Source organism: Pedobacter gandavensis, from assembly GCF_014172405.1.
GTDB lineage: Bacteria > Bacteroidota > Bacteroidia > Sphingobacteriales > Sphingobacteriaceae > Pedobacter > Pedobacter gandavensis.
Genome location: NZ_WNXC01000002.1, coordinates 104541 through 124110, shown reverse-complemented (window position 1 = coordinate 124110; position 19570 = coordinate 104541). Strand labels below are relative to the sequence as shown.

The window sequence follows — 19570 nt, the reverse complement described above, 5'->3', positions numbered from 1 at the left end:
TGATCGAAAATGCACAATGTATCAGATCCCTATTTACCCTGCCTTAGAAATTAAAAATATAGTTTACTTGGAAAAAGCGACCCAAAAGCTGATAGGTTGAGCTTGCACTGGTATAGGCAGACAGGTAATTTGTTCTATAAGATTTTACATTACTCAGGTTAATTGCTGAAAACCTCAATTCTTGCTTGGCTTTTGCAAACTTCCAACTCAAATTTGCATCTAAAAACAAATAGTTGGAAGCATCGCTATTCGTGTTTTTGTAATGTTGATGCTCCAAATTCAGCTTAAAAACCACTGAACTTACCGGTAAAATCACCAATTCCATGGCTTGGTTGATGAATTTTGTTTCCTGTGTGCCGGAGTTAAAAGCGGTTGATTTAGACCTTGTTGGGACATAGGAAGCGTTGTACTTCAAATAAACCTGGTCACTGAATTTGGTATCCGTACTAGCACCAAAAGTATAGACCGTTGTTCTGTAGGGTAGGAGCACGTTATTCAGCACCTGATTGCTATAAAGCTGTTGTAAAGTAAAGTTGGCTTTAACGGTAGTCTTCAGGTCAAAAATGTATTTATTCGTATTTCCATTGAACATTAAATTTCTGTTATAATTGATCAATGGTAGCTGCAAAGTCGTTTGATTGAAGTCGCTAAAGCTGATCTGACTAATGGAATTGTTTTCTTTGATACTATACAAGCCAAATACATTTATTGAAAAGAGACGGATGCTTTTACTGAAATTATAACCCAAAGAGAAATTATGCGTATTGGATTGAGATAGAAAATCAGGATTATAAGCATTAAGTGTTCTGTAATTTAACAATATATAACCCTGGTACTGCGTAGCAGCATCGGCGAAGTTATTTTTATACTGATACTGGGCAGTAATCTTATTTTCTTTTCCCTGATTGATTTTAACTGCGATTTTAGGCTCAAACACGAACTGATCATAAGATTGGTTACGCGCATAAAGATCGTCTCTATAGCTAAAGTTATTGTAGTTTAGGGGCAGCCCCAAAGATACCCTGATGCGCTCTGTGATATAATTAAAGGATGGATTGAATTGGAACCTGTGGTATTTCCATCGGAGTTGATTGCCAAGATGATCCGTGTAATTGCCATTTATCGCAGAATTGATTTCCTTTTCATCATAAGTATGAGAAAGTTTATACTCCTGGAAAAAATTCCGATTGCTGACTTTTAAAGCCAGACTGTTGTTCGTGAATAGCTGAGGCATGCTGATCTGCTGCAGCACATACCCATTAAACACAGCTGGTGCCAAATTTAAATGCTGATTGTTGTTTGATTTACTAATAAATGAGAAGAGTTCTATTGCTTTGTTGTTCGGAATGGCTTTGATGTATTTCGCTTCATTGTAAAATTCATACGGTGTTGTTTTTAATTGTTGATTTACCCGCTCAGCGTTTATAAAAACCAAAGCCAGAGCATTTGATCTCTCATTTTTAAAAACCAAAGTGTTATTAAAGTAACCACTCTTTTTATTGATGGTCAAATCGCCTCTGAATTCAAGTTTTTGTGGTTCATATCGCTGATTCTGTTCCTCAAAAAAACGAATAGTATCGGTCAGAACTATTTGCTGGTTTAACCTGGAAAAGTTGCTGCGCTGGCTATCCTTAAAATAATGGCCGGAAAATTTCAACTGAATGTCCTCCTTTAACTTAAACAGCTGATTAGTGGTGCTCAGAAAAGCACGATTAAATAAATACTTATTCTGATTAAGATAAGGGATGGCAATCGTATTCAAATCGATCAATGGGTAATTTAGATTCCGACTTAATTCATTGTTCATTTCTCCAAAGTTTTGGGCAGTAATTTCTTTAGATAAATCATAACCATCGCTATTGTATTTTAAAAGGTTTAAGGTTTTATATCCCTTTTTTAAGCTCATTAGGTTCACTTCTTCTTTAGCATGCTCGCTTGTACCAAGACCCAAATTAGCAAGACCTGTAATTTTAATTCTAGCCTTTGGGTTGAGGATGATGTTCAATGAAACATGGTCAGTCGGGGAGATTTTACTCAACGCTCTTATCGGTTGATGGTTTTCAAAAACCTGCAACGTATCAACCATTCCAGAAGGGATGGTCTTGGTGCCTAAGGCATATTTATCGTCCAGTAAATTATCTCCATCTATAAAAAAGCTGGTGATTGATTTACCATTATAGCTGATTTTACCAGCAGGAGTAACTTCAATTCCAGGTATTTTCTTTAAAACATCTTCCACAGAACGATCTTGAGGAGCTTTATAAAAGGCAAAATCAAAATTTGTGGTATCCCCACGTTTTTGAATGGGAGCGGGCCGGCTTTTAACGATTACTTCTTTTAAAACATGGTCTGTTGACTTCAATACTACATTGTATTGTTTTTGAGCTTCAATTATTGGTAATGTAATTTTCTCGAAACCCACAAACGTAAATTGTAAATGGGTATACCTCAAACTGTTTTCTTCTGTTTTTTTAAAGGTATACAGCCCATTCTTATTGCTTTGGGTATAGCTCATGATTACCCCATTATTCATCAAGGCCACATTAGCAAAAGCTATTGGATTCCGCAATGAATCCGTTACTTTCCCATGAATATAATCTTGAGAAAAGACGTTACTCATGGAAAAGAAACTAATTATTAAAAATAAAAGACTCTTTTTTAAAAACATTAAGGCTGTAGCTCAATTGGATTGTTCTCTGTTTTATAGGCATTCTTAAATACCTCAGGTTTACTAGGAACTAGTCTAACGCCATTAACCTCGTTCTGTGCAAAAAAAGCATTGGGATCATTTCTTAATAACTCAACCAGCCTTTTATAATCTGCCGGACTGGTTGCAATTGCTATACCAGGGATGTTGATCGTTTCAGTTGAAATGGCCGGCTTTAATCCGTCAAACATAAATTCAACTTCATGTTTATCGTCATAAGCCTGAAGAATTAAACCTGGAAGATCACAGAGTTTCCAAGGGCCAGTATTGTAAGGTAAATCAGGAGCAAACCAGGCAGTATAGTTTCTACCTTTAAATGTGGTCTGCGCCTTTTGACACTTTATCCCAGAGATCGACATGGTATCCGAACCAATTTTCCAATCCATATTCGGATAATCTTCATTAATGGCATAGCTTTTAATCAGCTTTTCAAAAACCACCAACTTTCTATCCGCCGGGTACTTGAAAATCTGGTTTTCAATCGTCTTCTTTCTATTAGAGGTGTTTACAACATAACCGCCTTTACCATCATCCTGTACGGAAGTTTTTTTAACAGAGTCATTTACAATTTTATCATAACTTTTATAAACAGACGCATTCTTTCCAATCCATAACACCATTCTTTCTTTATACATGTTGGATTTATTTAAAGAATCTTTTAAGTGATTGAATTTATAAAAAACGGTTACCAATGCCTGTTCCCCTTTTTGAGCCTTTAGGTTAAGGGAAATAAAAATGGTGATTATAATTAGAATACTTTTTTTCATTTGAATGGTTAGGTAGGTGATAACTAAATTAGAGAAACCTTATAAGCAAATTTTATAGTTTAATTAATTGCAAACGGCATTGTCGTACATATCAGAAAACGCGGCGTATGCTTCTTGTCTTTCCGAAGCGCTGCTTCCTCCTTCACTACACATGGTTTCAAGAAACGTTCCACAGCTGGCGTTAATTTGTATTGGATAGCAATCCATTTTTTTATTTAGCTTGAATTTTTTAATTATTTTAACCTTTTTATACTTAATAGAATTTTTAATGGCTTTGCTTTCTTTGCTAAAACCAGTAAAAGAGATGACAATAAGTGCCATTAACAATAGGAACTTTTTCATAATTCGGGGATTGAGGGTTTGATTGCTTATAAGGTTCGTTTGAAATTTACATGAAGTAAAACTAATCTCCTAATTTTTAAGAAAATAACGATTGATGTTTTTTCATTTCCAGACTTTTAGAATGTTTATCGCCGAACATTTGACCTTCGTCAAAAAATCACAGCCGCCCTTGGTATAAATGGAAAGGAATAAGAATTTAATGAACCACCGAAATCAGCTCTTATTAATTAGTATTTTTGGCCCGCATTATAATTTATGGAACACACTTTTACAGCAATTGATTTTGAAACTGCTCATGCTAAGCGTTGGAGTATTTGTCAGGTTGGCCTGGTACGCATTGAAAATGGCATCGTTAAAGAGACCATTAACCGACTAGTTTGTCCACCAGATAATATTTACTTTTATCGGAACATTCAAGTACATGGGATCACGCCCGAGCGTACATGTAAATCCCCGGATTTCTCCATGGTTTGGCGGGAAATTGCTTCCTTTATCGATGGACAAACCGTCGTTGCCCACAATGGTGCTTTTGATTTTAGCTGTCTGACACAAACTTTAGATTATTACCAGATTGCACAGCCAGTGTATGAGAAACAATGTACCTATAAGATTTACAAACAAAAACTAGCTACTTTGTGCCAGGAATATCGAATTCCATTAAATCACCATGATGCCTTAAGCGATGCATTGGCTTGCGCGGAGCTATATAAGCGACACTTAAATAAATAAGCATATAGAAACACGTCCCTACATTTTTTTTTCTTCTCGAAATATTTCCCTGTTCCCGATATTGTTCTGCATCCTGACCAAAAAGGAACCGCAATACCTGCATGAATCTGGTCTAGTAAGCTTGAAAGCAATATTTTTCCTGGAATTAATTACAATAGCTATTGATTTATTAGCGCATACGAAAGATATGTTCGAATTAAATTAAATCCGGAATTATAATACAGGATCGGATTCTGACCCAAACCATGACAGAAATTCTAGCTTCTGAAGTAGTTTTGATAATTAATTAACTAGGTCTGAACTTTTGAAAACCAAAGGGATAAGACTTTTACAGGAAATTGTTATGAAAATATTTTTACGCTCTCTGTCACTGCTCATGGTTATATTCTTTTCCGACCAGGTAAGTGCACAGTCTTTTTTGCCCTACACCACGAATCCCTTTGGCCTCGATGGAATGGGTGCATGGACAAAGCCCACTTTTGCCGATCTCGATAATGACGGTGACCTGGACATGCTCTGTTCCAGTAATTATGGTAGTAATGGGGCGACTTTAGTCTATTACGAAAATGTCGGGACTGCTCAAGCACCAATTTATGGAGCTGGCAGGATAGATTATTTAGGTTCCGATTATATTGGCGGTATCCTGACTCCAACCTTTGTAGATCTGGACAATGATGGGGATATGGATGTCATGGTCGGGGTTCAAGGTGGAGCTTCTTATTATTATAAGAATATCGGAACCAATTCTGTACCTTCTTTTGCAGCCCCGGTCCAGGGAGCCTTCGGTTTATACAGTGTTGGCTATTTATCCTCCCATACTTTTGCTGATCTGGACAATGATGGGGATCTGGATGTGCTGATTGGTGAATATTACGGTAATCTTTTTTACTTTGAAAATGTCGGGACTGCTGAAGCGCCAGCTTTTGCAGGACAGGTTAACGTTCCTTTCGGTTTAACCTTTATAGGTAATTCTCCCAATCCGGTATTTAAGGACATGGACGGTGATGGTAAAATTGACCTCCTGGTCGGAACTGAAAATGGAAATTTATTCTATTTCCATAATATAGGTACTAAATCTGCACCTCTGTTTAGTCCGGCACTAACAAATCCTTTCGGATTATCTAATGTTGGGTTTCAATATGCCGCACCAGCTGTTGTTGATCTGGACGGTGACGGTGATCTGGATGTATTTGTTGGTGCAAATACCAGAGATTTCATGTTTTTTGAAAGTAAATCCGCACCGTCAATACCTACACTGGCCGAAGGAAGTGATAGCGGAATCTCCGCAATAGATAACATTACCAATGTCACTACACCTACTTTTATCGGTACGGCAGAAATTGGATCGACAGTTTCTATTTATGAAGGGGCAAACTTACTGGGCTCAGTTTTAGTAACCGATGGTACCTGGTCTATCACCAGTACCAGCCTTACTGCCGGATCGCATATCATTACGTCTAAAGCACTAAATGTTGGCGGTAGTTCTTCAGGAGGGACCAAGGGGCTTACGCTGCAGATCATGACAAGTCCGCCGACATTGGCAATTGCCAGTAATCTATCCACACTAAAAATAGGAGAAACAGCAACAATTACTTTCAATTTTACTGAGGATCCAGGTACTAGCTTTGCCTGGAATGGTACCGTCGGTGATGTCGTAGTTACCGGAGGTACACTGGGAGCTATTTCAGGGACTGGACTGACACGTACCGCAACCTTCACTCCAACAGCAGAAACCAACTCAGGAATTGCCAATATTTCTGTTGCAGCAGGAACATACTCGGATATTTCCGGCAATCTCTCAATCACCGGAGCTTTGGCTTCTTTGAGTTTTGATACGCAAAGACCTGCATTGAGCTCTGTTAATATAGCGTCTAACAATGGCGCTCCTCTGCTTGCCAGCATTGGAAATACGGTAACATTGAGCTTTACTTCCAGCGAATCAATACAAACCCCTGTATTGACGCTTGCAGGTCATGTAGTGATTCCAACTGTTACAGGTAACAACTGGGCGGCTACTTATACTTTCGTAGATGGAGACCCAAATGGATTGGTTACCTACAATATCGCTTTTAAGGATTTGGCAGGTAATATAGGTAATACCGTTACTACAGGCACAGGATCAGTAACTGTTGACCAATCTGCCCCGGTAGCGCCTATTGGTCTGGCTGCCATACCAGGTGATAAACAAATTACATTAAACTGGACCGCCAATTCGGAAATAGATTTAGATAAGTACCAGATTTTATATGGGACAACGGCTAGTCCGACAATGATCTTAACTGATGTTGCAGCGGGAACAACAACCTATTCACATACGCCTGTAACCAATGGAATCCTGTATTATTACCGGATCGTAGCCATCGATCAGACGGGTAATATCAGCACACCATCAGCAGATGTTGACGTTGTAGCTAGAGCGAATCAAGCCTTAACTTTTAATAATATCGATCCGAAAACTTATGGCGATGCAGCTTTCCTTTTGGGCGATGTAAATTCTTCGGCTGGCTTACCGGTAACTTATACCGCTGCTAATTCATCGGTGGTTGCTATAAACGGAAATATGGCGAGAATATTGAAGGCTGGAAATACGCTGATTACAGCAAGTCAGGCCGGGAGTGACGGCGTGTATGCTGCAAGCCCTATTCAGCAAAACCTAACAGTCAACAAAAAAGAATTGACCATTACCGGAGTTGATCAGACTAAAGTTTATGGCACAGCGCTAACCTATATCGGGACGGAATTCAATGCAACGGGGCTGCTGAACGACGATACGATAACAGGTGTTGTCTTAACCAGTCCGGGAGCTGCAGCAACTGCAACAGTGGCAGGCGGACCTTACCCAATTGTACCCTCATCAGCTAGTGGTGAAGGACTGGATAACTATGACATTATTTACAGAAATAGCATTTTAACGGTCAACAGGAAAGCCCTGGTTGTACTGAATACCGATCGTAATAAAGTATATGGATCTACTTTGGCGGTAGCTGACCTTGGCGGGACTATTACAGGTATCGAAAATAACGATAACATTAGTTTAACCAGAAACAGTACAGGTGTAATCGCCACTGCCGCAGTAGGGCAGAATCACCCTATCGTAGCCATCCTTGCGGATCAGAACGGCGAACTAAATAATTATACCATTACAAATCCAAACGGAATACTAACGGTTACCCAAAAAGTATTGACTGTTACCGCAATCGATAAACAGAAATTTGCAGGTACAACCAATCCGGACTTTACTTTTAGCTATGCAGGATTTGCCAATAATGAGGATGAATTGGTCCTGACAACCCAACCGACGATAAGCACCACGGCGAGCATCAACAGCCCGATCGGGGATTATCCGATTACCATCAGCGGGGCAGTAGCACAGAATTATAGTTTTAGCTATGTTGCCGGGACACTGAAAGTAAAAGCAGGAGCACCAACCAATATTACGCTTGCTGGTATAGCTCTTTATGAAAATAGTGCCTCAGGTACCAAGGCAGGGATATTAAGTAGCACTTCAGATGATGCTTCAGCAAGTTTTACTTTTACACTTGTTCCAGGAGCTGGTGATACAGACAATGCCCTCTTTGCCATAAACGGTAATCAACTCCATACTTCTGCAAGTCTGAACTTTGAAAATAAAGCCGTTTATAAGATAAGAGTGCGTTCTACTACCCTAAACAGCCTGTGGATGGAAAAAGAACTGAGTGTTAACTTAATTGATGTAAATGAGGTTCCAACCATAGCAGTGATTGCCGATCAGAACATTTGCTTTACTACAGCTACACAAAACATAGCTTTAACTGGCATCAGTGCCGGTCCTGAAACTGCGCAAAATATCACTTTAAGTCTGAGTAGTACCAATGCTAACCTGTTTGAAAGTTTAGCGGTTACTGGTAGCGGTACTACAGGTACCTTAACCTATAAGGTTAAAGCAGGAGCAATGGGCGGAACAGCCATGGTTACAGTAATGGTTAAGGACAACGGAGGTATAGAAAATGGTGGTGTAGATTCCTATAGCCGGACTTTTGTAATCACCGTAAATACCTTGCCAACGCTGGTGATCAATAGCGATAAAGGTGCAACAATCAGCAAAGGTGAGACAGCTGTATTAACCGCAACCGGAGGAGTAAACTACAGTTGGACTGCCAACAACAGTATCATCAGCGGACTGAATACAGCGTTGTTAACAGTGAGACCAAGGGAAACAACAACCTATAGTGTAACTGCCAGCAATGCCAGCGGATGTGTACAAACACAAACTTTTACATTGGTTGTGAAGGAAGACTTTGAAATTGTTAAAGCGACCAATATCATGACTCCTAACGGAGATGGTGTAAATGATAAATGGGTGATTGACAACATTGAATTCTATCCAAATAATGAGGTTAAAATCTTTGACCGCTCAGGTCGTATGGTGTACAGCAAAAAAGGATATGATAATACCTGGGAAGGGACACTTAATGGCACTCCACTCGCCGAAGGTACTTATTACTATGTGATCGACTTTGGTAAAGTAACACCGGCAAAAAAGGGTTTTATAACCATTGTTAGTACTAATTAAACATAAATCTTAATCTGCGGGTTCCAAAAAAACAATTGGTCCCGCAGATTAGAAAAATCAAAATCATAAAATGAGATATAAAGCAATATTAATATGTGCATTTGTGGCAATGGGCAGTTCTGTAAAAGCACAGCTAAACCCGCTATCTGCACAATATTTTACCAATCAATACTTAATTAACCCGGCCTTTGCCGGTGCCGATCAAGGTCTAAAAATAAATGGTGCATACCGTAAACTATGGAGCAATGTTCCCGGTTCTCCTTTAACTCAAAATCTAACAGCAGATTACGGATTCAGCAAAGTCGGAATCGGACTAACTGTGAATAATGAAAGTGCTGGCTTACAAAAGCAGACTCGTGTGGTAGGGAGTTACGCTTATCACCTGCAGCTGAATGATAACAATCATCAATTGCACTTCGGCGTGTCAATGGGAATCATGAGTCAACGACTGGAGAATTCGGATCTCTATGGAAATCCAAATGATCCTGGTGTTGGACAATATAATGATCGTAAGAATTACCTGGATGGAGATTTCGGGATCGCCTATACCTCTGATAAACTGAATATACAGGCCGCAATTCCTAATTTGAAAAGCGTTCTGAAAAAGGATGTGATCAAGCTGGCAGATGTGGCTACGTTTTATTCAGCACTGAGCTATAAACTCAATATCAGCGAAGGTATGGAAGGTGTCGATCTGGAACCTAAAGTGGTTTATCGCGGAGTTAAAGGTTTTGATAATATCTGGGATGCCGGTGCACAAATGAGCATTGCCAACAAGCAAGTGTTTTTACTGGCCATGTACCACAGTACGGAAAATGCGACTTTCGGACTAGGAATGGACTATAAGAAGAAATATCTGATCAGCGGAACTTATACCACGCAAACCTCAGCTCTAAGCAGTTATACGAATGGTAGTTTTGAACTAAATTTAAGGTTGAATTTAGGCAAGTAGTCAGGTTTAAATGAATACCATGCAATGCCCTCCGGATTTAATTTTAGGGGGCATTTGCTATTTATAGAAATTCTACTTTGCCAGTTTCCATGTTATAAACAGCTCCAACGATTTTGATCTCAGCTTTAGTCTCCATCTCTTTTAAAATAGGACTCTTTACTCTAATATCCTGAATACTCAGTTTTATGTTTTCAAGGCAGATGTGATGAACGTATGCCATGTTTTTGGTGGTTTTTTCGCCTTCAAATGGGCTGTTGGTAGCCAATGCGCGTCGAATTTTTGCGAGTAAACCGGTAATATTACCCAGTTTTACATTGTCAATCGCTGATTTTATTGCGCCACAATGTTCATGGCCCAAAACAACAATCACCTTTGAGCCTGAAACCTTACAGGCGTATTCCAAACTTCCTAAAATATCTTCATTTACAATATTCCCTGCTACTCTGGCTACAAAGAGATCTCCAATTCCCCGATGGAACACATCTTCCACTGGTACACGAGAATCCAGACAGGATAGAATAACGGCTTTAGGGTATTGTCCCAGCGCTGCTTCACGAACTCTAACGGTATTATTTCGAATGGTTAAGGCGTCAGAAACGAACTCTTCATTGCCTTTTTTTAGAATGGATAGGACAGAATCCGGAGTTAATGCAGCCTGCTGTTCAGCGGTTAAAACCTTTTCAGAAAGTACATCAGTCTTTTCAATTTCAATTTTTTCCATGTCATTTGGTGTTTTAGTTTTGTTTTGACATGAAACTAAAACATTCATCCCCAGGAGGAGAGCGGCCATCATTAGTTTTGAAATGCTCATTATGTTATGAAATTAGATTTCTTTTATAAGGTCATTTTAGGGCTTGATCTGATTTTTGGATATATTAAGTTAGTGATTTTTTCAATCAGATTTCTGGAAAATAAAATATAAAAAAGCCCCCCGGCTTAGCGCATGATTAAACGCGCAGAACCGGGGGGCATTAATTATGGTTAAATGATTAAAAAGTAACGCTATTCAGGTTTTTGTCAACCAATACGCCATCAATGGCTTTAAGGTCAAACTTAACTTTACGTTTCGCTTTTAATTTAATGATGAACAGTTCCGAACTGCCTGTTAAAACTTCTTTATCGCCTAAATTGATAAAAGTAGGGTATAAAGCTTTCTTTCCGTTCGTATGTAACCTGTCATAAGTCATGTTCTCCATGTGCTTCGTATTTTCAGCTTGTATGCTTACAAACTCAAAATCAGCAGCATCGTATGGTAAGGCAAAGCTCAAGGCATTTACAGATTTAAGGTTAGTACCTTTCACTTTAACCTCGATGATCTCATCTTTGTTATAGCTCTGTTTTGCAGTGCTGATGCTTAGTTTACCAGCTACTTTTTCCGCTTTCGCATCAGTTTTCACACCACCATCAATTCGCGTAGCCACTAATGAAATGTCATAAGCGTCAATCAAACCGTTTTTGTTGATGTCACCATTGCTGATGTAACCTTCGAAATCACCATCACCTTGTCTTAAACCAGTATAGTTCATATACGAAGTCAAGTCATTTCTGTCAATCAGACGGTCATTATTGATGTCTCCAGGTAGGTAACTTTCTGTTCCAGGAACTTTAAATACGTACAATTCTCTACCAGAACCAAAACCACCAACACCTTCAGTAACGGCCATTTTGATGAAACGTGCAGTTGGGTGTTTAGGGAAGTTAAATACTTTTACTTCATCTGTATTTGCCCAAGTAAATGGACCTACCGGAGTCCAGTCTTTATTGTTATTGCTATAGAATACCTCACCTTTTAAGATGATACCGTTTCCTCTTCCTGAACGTGGAAGGTAATGGAATTTATCCAATTGGTTGACGGTTTTCAGATCCATGACAATCTCGAATGGTAATGCATTTACACCCCATTTGGTATGCCAGGTATTGCTTTCATCAAAATCGAATAATTGCCCGATTTCTGAGTCTTCCTGATCCAATGCAGTGGATTGAGCAGTGATGCCCTGAATCGCAAATTCTAATGGATTAGACTTCGTTGTTGCTTTAATCTCAGTCCAGGCCGATTGCCCGTCTTTATTTACCGCACGTAGTTTAAATGAATATGGTGTTTCAGCAGTTAAACCATCAAATAACAAGGCTGTGTCTTTGATTGTAGTATAATGCATGTCGTTGAAATCTATTTCGTAGAAATCTGCATGCTCCACTTTCGACCAACTTGGTTTTAAGGTATAGGCTTCTTTGTTTTTATCTGTAACCACAGCGTTAACCGGAGCCGTTAGCGCCCCTGATGTGATGCGTAAGTGATCTGCAGGTGCATATTTGAAGCCCTCAATTGTTGCCACAACCGGGTTTAGGGTAATGTCAGTCGCACTTACTTTGATCAGTAACTGTGGATTTTTTACCATCGCTACTTTCTCAAATTCAGTTCCTTTAGTCGCAAATTTATTTAAATTCGGAGCAGCATCGTAGAAATATACATTCTCTTTAGTTAAGAAGTCATTCATCGAATTTACTTCCGATAATTTGATTTTATCCTTACCTATTTTCAGCGATACCTTCTTAGGTTTTTCGGTTACATTGATTCTAAGTTCTGTCGCTTTTGTTTTTACAAAACCATCGAAATCACCCGTTGAAGGGTGAATGGTCACAATTGCGCGGTTCTTTTTATCTACTTCCGACTCGATTAAGCTGGAAGTACCTTTACCTAGTTTGTATTGTTCTGTAGTACCATCATCATCATACTCCGTAAATGCGCTTTTTCCTGAAGGATAAATCTCATAAATACGAACTCCTTTGTTGATTTCTGTTACATTGTTATTTGGATTGGTTACCGGAATAATTGCCCCATTTTTAACGAATACCGGTAATTTCCAGATTGGCGCGTCAAAACTGTTCAGGATGCTATTTCCAGCGTATTTTTCTCCAGAGAAATAGTCAATCCAGCTGCCCTCAGGAAGGTAGATGCCATTACGAATGTCATTGCCTTTTTCGTCAGATTTAGTCGCCTGATAAATTGGAGCTACTAAGAAATTCGGACCGTATAAAAACTGATATTGAGTTGCTTTACCTTGAGTATAGGCATTTGGATACTCCAGGAACATCGCTCTGATCATTGGTAAACCTGTTACCGCTTCTCTGGCAATGCTGTAAGTATAAGGCATTAACTCCGATTTTAATTTCAGGTAGTTACGGTTGATCGAAGTAGCCGGCTCACCTAATGCATGTGGATACTTTTCATTTGATCCCCATCCATCCATGTTCAATTGCATCGGTGTAAAGGTTTTCCATTGGAAGTCCCTAACATTTACCGCCATGTTTTTACCACCAAAAATACCATCTACATCAGAAGTAATGTTTGGTTGTCCTGATAAACCAGAACCTAAATAAGTAGGGATATGGAAACGAATGTATTCCCAAACACCACCGGTTTGATCACCAGACCAGATTCCAGCATAACGTTGCGTACCAGCCCAACCATCTAAAGAGATGATGAATGGACGCGCATCATTGCCATATTTAGTCATGATTTGAGCGACATCAGCAACTCCGTTAAGTCCGAACGAATATCCGGCACCAACCCAGGCCACATCAGTTTTCAATACACGAACACCAGCATCTTTGACTTCTTTCAAGATGTCACGTTGCAATAACGCAGAAACTTCTGGTTTTGGGTGTAGGTCAGATTGTGTCCATAATCCGATTTCAACACCGTTCTTACGTGCGTAATCACCTAAGCTTTTTAAGTTTTGAATGTTGCCATCTAAAGTTTCCGTCTGTCCATATCCAGCACCATAACCATCATTTGGAAGTAACCAGCCAAATGGCATATCGTTCTTTTTATAGCGATCAATAACGGCACGTGCAGAAAACTGATAGTTATTTTTCTCTCCGTTTAAGGATTCTTTGATCCCACCATTGTCTTTCTGGCTTTCTTTATAGTGTTTGCCATCTTCGAATAGCATTCCTTTTCCACTTTCATCAACTTTCCAGAAATCGCGGTTATAAGCATTTAAGTGCCCTTGGTAAAAACCGAACTTCGGTAATAATACCGGATTCCCTGTCAGTTGATAAAAATCTTTCAAAAGAGGAACAGCACCTTGGTCAGCCATTAGGAAAACATCCAGGTAGTCTGTGTCATGGGATAATTTTACGGTGCCTTTTTCTTTAGCTCCGAAATCATACTTACCCTTTTTGAAGGTATGCCATAACAAGCCATATCCATTAGAAGACCAGTAATAAGGTGTAGGGGAGGCTACTCCGCCGTCCGTCCAGCTGTTCTGGTTTTCAATTGCGATCGCTTTTCCTTTATGGGAGAAACGTCCGTTTTGAACACCACCACCATAGAAATATTCTTTTGGCGTTTCTTTAAAGGTCATTACTACCTGGTTTTTTTCAAAACGAACAGGTGCCGCTTCTTCAAGAACTACAGCATTAGTAGCCAGGTTAATGATCTTTAACAGGGTTGTGTTTTTATCAATTTGAACCGAAATTTTATCAGTAGCAATCGTAATCAGGTTGTTTTCGTCCGTCAGATTTAATTTTGCAACTGGTCTTCTTGGGTTTTCAACCAGAATTTTGGCTTCTGGTTTAGCTTCCGGATCTCTCATCACTCCACCAGTATTGTCCTGGAAAAGTCTGAAGATCTGATCACCATAGAAGTCTAAAGTCAATCGCTGATTGTCAGAAAACAAGACTTCGATCACAGTCGGACTAACCTTCCGGGCACTGATGATTTTATGTTCTTGTTGAATAACCTGTTGAAAGGTAGTTGGTTTAATTACTGCCCCGGCATTTAATTGGGAAATCAGTAAGGGGAATGCTAAGGCGAGCAAAGCGGTGTTTTGAGGTTTAGAACTCCAAAATATTTTTTTCATAATTGTGTGTTAAATCTCCTCGGATAGCTGAAATCGACAAGAATCCTATGGATTCCTGCAAGGTCATTCTGAAAGCTTTCGTTGAAGCCGCCAATATAGAAATTATCTAGTAGTTTTTGCTTTTGCAGAATTGTATTATTTTCATAAATAAATTAGGAATTTGGCAACCTATTGAATTTCTGTCTGTAAGTTTTTTAGGTATTGTGCAATGATTCTAAAAAACCACTATTTTGCTGGCAAAAAAATAAAGGGGATTATGTTTCAAATTGTAATAACAGAGATCGGATGGATTGGAGTTGTTTTATGTACTCTTGGCTATCTGTTGTTAAATTTAAGATTGCTAACAGCCGAATCATTAAATTTTCAGGCACTAAATATAATTGGGGGATTATGTTTAGTCATATCAGCGCTACACAATAGTGATATGCCAAATGCTGTAGCGAACTCGCTTTGGGTACTCATCGGATTTTATGCCGTAGGACGTCATTTAAAGATCAATAAAGTCAGGGAAAAGAATTAAGGCGTCCATTCCCCACCTAAAATATAGTAAGCTTTACTTTTATAGTAATCCAGTCTTTCTGCGTACGCCTTTTTGTCGTTTTCCAAAGACAGGTAAAAATAGGCGCCATCCACCAATACAAAGATTAAATCAGCAGCGGTTTTAGCATCTGAAACCTGGATGAACTGTTTTTTATAACATTGCTCGATCATGGTTGCCAAGGCATGGCGAAGTGAATCTAGAATGGTCTTGTATTTTGCCTTGATTTTTTTCTCCCGAAATGCCAAAGCATAAAAGGTGTAAAATAATCCATCATCAAAAAGTAAGTTCCACTTCTTGGAAAAAAGCATCTCAATGGTTTTGTGTAAATCCGCAAGGGTAACCCCTTCCTTGTTTTTAATGGTATAAATCAATAGATACCGATCAAGAATATAATCAATCAGTGCATAGGTGAGGTCCTCTTTTGTCTTAAAATAATGAATAATAAGGCTCGGGTTAATATCCATCACCTTAGCTATTTTCGCGATAGAAGTATTTTCATAGCCTTCTTTTTTAGCAACCTTATAAAAAATCTTTATTATTTCTAATTGTCTGGTCTCTTTGAGACTTTTTCTACCCATGTGAAATTTTTGATTGCTCCAAATTACTAAAAAGTAAAAGAGTTCGCTAATTATTTTTTTTAAATTGAATGTACGTTCAATTAATTTATTTGTAACTTCCTGTTAATATTGCAACTAGATCTTTGCTGCGCAGCAAACAATATTAGAAACCAAACCAATTTACCAAACAAACCAAATTAGAAAACCACATGATCAAGTATCTAAGCTATGTATGAACAATCATACAAGTAGGAGGCCCAACTAACCTTCAGATTGACCATTTTAAAACCAGAGAAAAACCACAAACATTAAACTTTATTGTAATTATGAAAAGAAATCTACTGCTGATTTGCCTCCTGCTTTTTGGGGCAAACGGTTTCGCTCAGAACATCACTGTAAAAGGTGAAGTAACTGATGCCGAAACCAAGGGGCCTATCCCCTCAGTTAACGTAAGTGTTAAAGGAACGAGTAATCGAATTGGAACTAACGGAAACGGTATTTATACGTTAACGAATGTAGATCCCAAAGCGATTCTCGTTTTTTCTTATATCGGATATAAAACAGAAGAAAGAGCGCTGAATGGCAAAACTCAGCTAAATGTAGCCTTGACTTCGGATTTTGGCAACCTGGATGAAGTGGTTGTAGTAGGCTTTGGCTCCAAAAAGAAAATCAATATCGCAGGTGCAATCGATCAGATTTCAGGCAAAGAGTTGGAATCCAGACCGGTTGCAAATGTGATGCAAGGCTTGCAGGGATTGAGCCCCGGCTTGAGTATTTCCTATGCTGGCGGTGCACCAGGTTCTGTTCCCAAAATCAATATTCGAGGCTTTACCTCAGTAAATGGCGGCTCCCCATTGGTCGTAATTGATGGAATCCCTGCCACCAGTAACGACGATATGCTCAGGTTAAATCCCTCGGATATTTCCTCCTTTACCGTACTACGTGATGCCGCCTCTTCTGCCATTTATGGTGCTCGGGCTGCTTTTGGTGTGATTCTAATCACAACCAAACAAGGAGAAGCTGGGAAGCAAGTCATTACTTACAATACCTTCACTTCCTGGGGCAAACCAACAGTATTGGTTACGCCGGTGACCGACCCCTATATCTATTCCAGGGTGTTAGAAACATCTACTGATAATACGCCATGGGATTATGTAAACTTCTCCGATGAGTATTATAAATGGGCAAAAGAAAGGTCAGATAATCCATCACTTCCAGATACGCGTTTAGATCCTGCAGATAAAGCCAAATGGGCTTATATGGGTAGCAATGACTGGTATAATTATTTCTTTAACAAGTCAACAGTATCTCAAAGTCATGCGGTTTCCCTGTCTGGAGGTGCAAACATCAATAATAAACCATTAACCTATTACTTGTCTGCGGATTATGCCAAAGATAATGGTTTGAACAAGCTGGCTCCAGATTATTGGAGTAGGTATGGATTACGTTCAAGAGTAGGTTTTTCTCCTTTAAGCTGGCTGAAATTGGACAATAACCTCAATATTTATCAAACAAAACGTGAGCAGCCTTTTACTGATATTAGAGATCTTTATTATTTAAAACCAACAGATGTAGCTAAAAATCCAGATGGTACCTGGGCAAATACAGGTGCAGGAAGGTTGGCTGCCCAACTGGTAGATGGTGGGGGAAACAATGAAAATATGTTTGGTTTTCAGAACGTGACCTCTGCAGTAGCTACCTTTTTAAATGGTGATCTGCAAGTAAATGGAGATGCCTCTTTTAAAAGAGAACTTTGGAGATACCACAAAGATTCCAAGAAGTTTAAAATAGGATATGGTCCTGGCGACATTAGAGAAGAGGGGGGTAACGGATATGTAAGTGAAAGTAATAACTATCTCGCAAATACAGCATTCAATCTCTATACCACCTATAAGAAAACAATTGGAGATCATGCTTTCAGTGCAATGGTTGGCTATAATTCGGAAACGTATGATTATTCAACGGTAGATGCTGAGCGTGATATGCTGATTTCTTCTTCACTCCCTTATTTGGGCTTAACCACTGGAGTGGCTAAAATTGGTGCAAATTATAAAGCTTATGCCACCAATAGTGTGTTCAGTAGGGTAAATTATACTTATAAGGACCGCTATATTTTGGAAGGAACCGGACGTTATGATGGTTCATCCAGGTTCCCAATTGCCAGTAGATGGGGCTTTTTCCCTTCCGCTTCCCTGGCTTGGATTGCCAGCTCAGAGGAGTTTATGAAGCCATTGTCACCCGTATTGTCCACGCTTAAGCTCCGTACTACTTATGGTAACCTCGGCAATCAGAACGTAGAAAACTTCGATTATATTCAAACCTTGCCAACGGAACTTTCTAAATATCTGATCGATGGCTCGCTGCGCCCTGTGATTAAAGAAGCTCCGAAATTGTATATCGACCCAAATACTTATACCTGGGAGCGTGTATCTACCCTGAATCTTGGAACAGATATCGGCTTAATGAATGATAAATTCCTGGTAACTTTCGATTATTATATTCGTGATACGAAGGGGATGTTGGTCAAAGGTCAGGAGTTGCCAGGCGTATTGGGAACGAGTGCTCCAAAACAAAATGTGGCAGACTTAAGAACGAAAGGCTGGGAATTATCGCTGACTTATCGTGATCGATTCGACGTCGCCTCGAAGTCATTTAACTTGAGTACTAAAGTGTTTCTTTCCGATTCCCGTTCGAAAATCACCAAATTCACCAATGATCAAAATTTGTTCACCGACTATCGTGTAGGACAGACGATTGGTGAGATCTGGGGATTAGAGAGTGATGGTTTCTTTAAAGATAAAGCAGAGATTGCAGCCCTCGATCAAAAGAGTATTGTTCCATGGGGAGCACTGGAAGTGGTACCTGGATGGCCAAAATATAAAGACCAGAATGGAGATCATAAGATTGAAAAAGGCTTGAGTTCTAATGACCCGAAAGATCTTAAAGTCATTGGAAATACAACCGATCGTTATAGTGTTGGTGCCAACATCAATATGGATTGGAATGGTTTCGATGTTTCTATTTTCATGCAAGGGGTGTTAAAAAGAGATTTCTATCCACATCATTATTTGTTCTGGGGTCCTTATCAGCAGCCTTATGCGAACGTATATCCATGGAACCTGGACTTCTACAGAGGTGTCGCAGATTCTCCTGAGCAAAGAGCGAAACACTCTGCTGCTTACATTGCTGCAGGTCTCGCAGATGCCAATACAGATTCTCAATATCCGGTTATGCAAGCCTGGTTGGCTGATGCCAATGCAGGTGGTGGTTTAGATATCCCACAAACGAAATATTTGTTAAATGGGGCTTATCTGAGGATAAAGAATGTAACGCTGGGTTATACCTTGCCTAAAACATTAACCAAACGTTACGGGATCAACCGACTGCGGGTATACGTATCCGGTGAAAATATGTACGAGTTCTCGGCCATTAAGAAATTCATCGATCCTGAGTCTATCAACCAAAGTACAAGTGCCTGGGCATATCCTTTCCAAAGAAGGTATGCGATTGGCTTAAATCTGGATTTTTAACCACGTTTTAATCATCATTTGAAATCAT

The 19570-nt window shown here is 39.3% G+C and carries 11 protein-coding genes; 5 read left to right on the top strand and 6 right to left on the bottom strand.

Translation table 11 applies throughout. The features are described 5' to 3' along the window. Nucleotides 1-43: 43 nt before the first annotated feature. From GM920_RS08340 to GM920_RS08330, 3 genes are all read right to left on the bottom strand, one after another. Nucleotides 44-2620 carry a TonB-dependent receptor gene (locus GM920_RS08340; RefSeq protein WP_182955668.1) on the bottom strand — a complete coding sequence of 859 codons (2577 nt, stop codon included), beginning with the start codon at nt 2618-2620 and terminating at the stop codon, nt 44-46. A gap of 47 nt (nt 2621-2667) precedes the next feature. Continuing rightward, entirely contained in the window at nt 2668-3474 is an 807-nt protein-coding gene (locus GM920_RS08335; protein ID WP_182955666.1) for a GLPGLI family protein, read from the bottom strand. 63 nt (nt 3475-3537) lie between these two features. Next, the gene (locus GM920_RS08330; protein ID WP_182955663.1) at nt 3538-3816 is read right to left on the bottom strand and encodes a hypothetical protein; all 279 of its coding nucleotides are present in this window, start codon (nt 3814-3816) and stop codon (nt 3538-3540) included. A 255-nt stretch (nt 3817-4071) separates the two neighbouring features. Between GM920_RS08330 and GM920_RS08325 the strand changes: the two genes are divergently transcribed. From GM920_RS08325 to GM920_RS08315, 3 genes are all read left to right on the top strand, one after another. Beyond that, nucleotides 4072-4545 carry a 3'-5' exonuclease gene (locus GM920_RS08325; protein WP_182955660.1) on the top strand — a complete coding sequence of 158 codons (474 nt, stop codon included), beginning with the start codon at nt 4072-4074 and terminating at the stop codon, nt 4543-4545. A 343-nt stretch (nt 4546-4888) separates the two neighbouring features. Further along, nucleotides 4889-9097, top strand: a complete 4209-nt coding sequence (locus tag GM920_RS08320) for an MBG domain-containing protein (RefSeq protein WP_182955657.1) — start codon at nt 4889-4891, stop codon at nt 9095-9097. A gap of 70 nt (nt 9098-9167) precedes the next feature. Next, nucleotides 9168-10049, top strand: coding sequence for a PorP/SprF family type IX secretion system membrane protein (locus GM920_RS08315; RefSeq protein ID WP_182955654.1), 882 nt, complete (start codon nt 9168-9170; stop codon nt 10047-10049). Nucleotides 10050-10110: 61 nt separating this feature from the next. On the opposite strand, the gene GM920_RS08310 is transcribed toward GM920_RS08315, so the two are convergent. Both GM920_RS08310 and GM920_RS08305 read right to left on the bottom strand, forming a co-directional pair. Next, nucleotides 10111-10770, bottom strand: coding sequence for a carbonic anhydrase family protein (locus GM920_RS08310; RefSeq protein ID WP_235964485.1), 660 nt, complete (start codon nt 10768-10770; stop codon nt 10111-10113). A 268-nt stretch (nt 10771-11038) separates the two neighbouring features. Next, the gene (locus tag GM920_RS08305; protein WP_182955649.1) at nt 11039-14914 is read right to left on the bottom strand and encodes a TIM-barrel domain-containing protein; all 3876 of its coding nucleotides are present in this window, start codon (nt 14912-14914) and stop codon (nt 11039-11041) included. Nucleotides 14915-15122: 208 nt separating this feature from the next. Here GM920_RS08305 and GM920_RS24025 point away from each other — a divergent pair, with 208 nt between their 5' ends. Continuing rightward, nucleotides 15123-15434: a CBU_0592 family membrane protein gene (locus tag GM920_RS24025; protein ID WP_449581072.1), complete on the top strand. Its 312-nt coding sequence runs from the start codon at nt 15123-15125 to the stop codon at nt 15432-15434. Here the strand turns inward: GM920_RS24025 and GM920_RS08300 are convergent. Further along, the gene (locus GM920_RS08300) at nt 15431-16033 is read right to left on the bottom strand and encodes a TetR family transcriptional regulator (protein ID WP_182955647.1); all 603 of its coding nucleotides are present in this window, start codon (nt 16031-16033) and stop codon (nt 15431-15433) included. The genes GM920_RS24025 and GM920_RS08300 overlap by 4 nt on opposite strands. Before the next feature lie 305 nt (nt 16034-16338). On the opposite strand from GM920_RS08300, the gene GM920_RS08295 reads away from it, so the two are divergent. Next, the gene (locus GM920_RS08295; RefSeq protein WP_182955644.1) at nt 16339-19542 is read left to right on the top strand and encodes a SusC/RagA family TonB-linked outer membrane protein; all 3204 of its coding nucleotides are present in this window, start codon (nt 16339-16341) and stop codon (nt 19540-19542) included. Nucleotides 19543-19570: the final 28 nt, after the last annotated feature.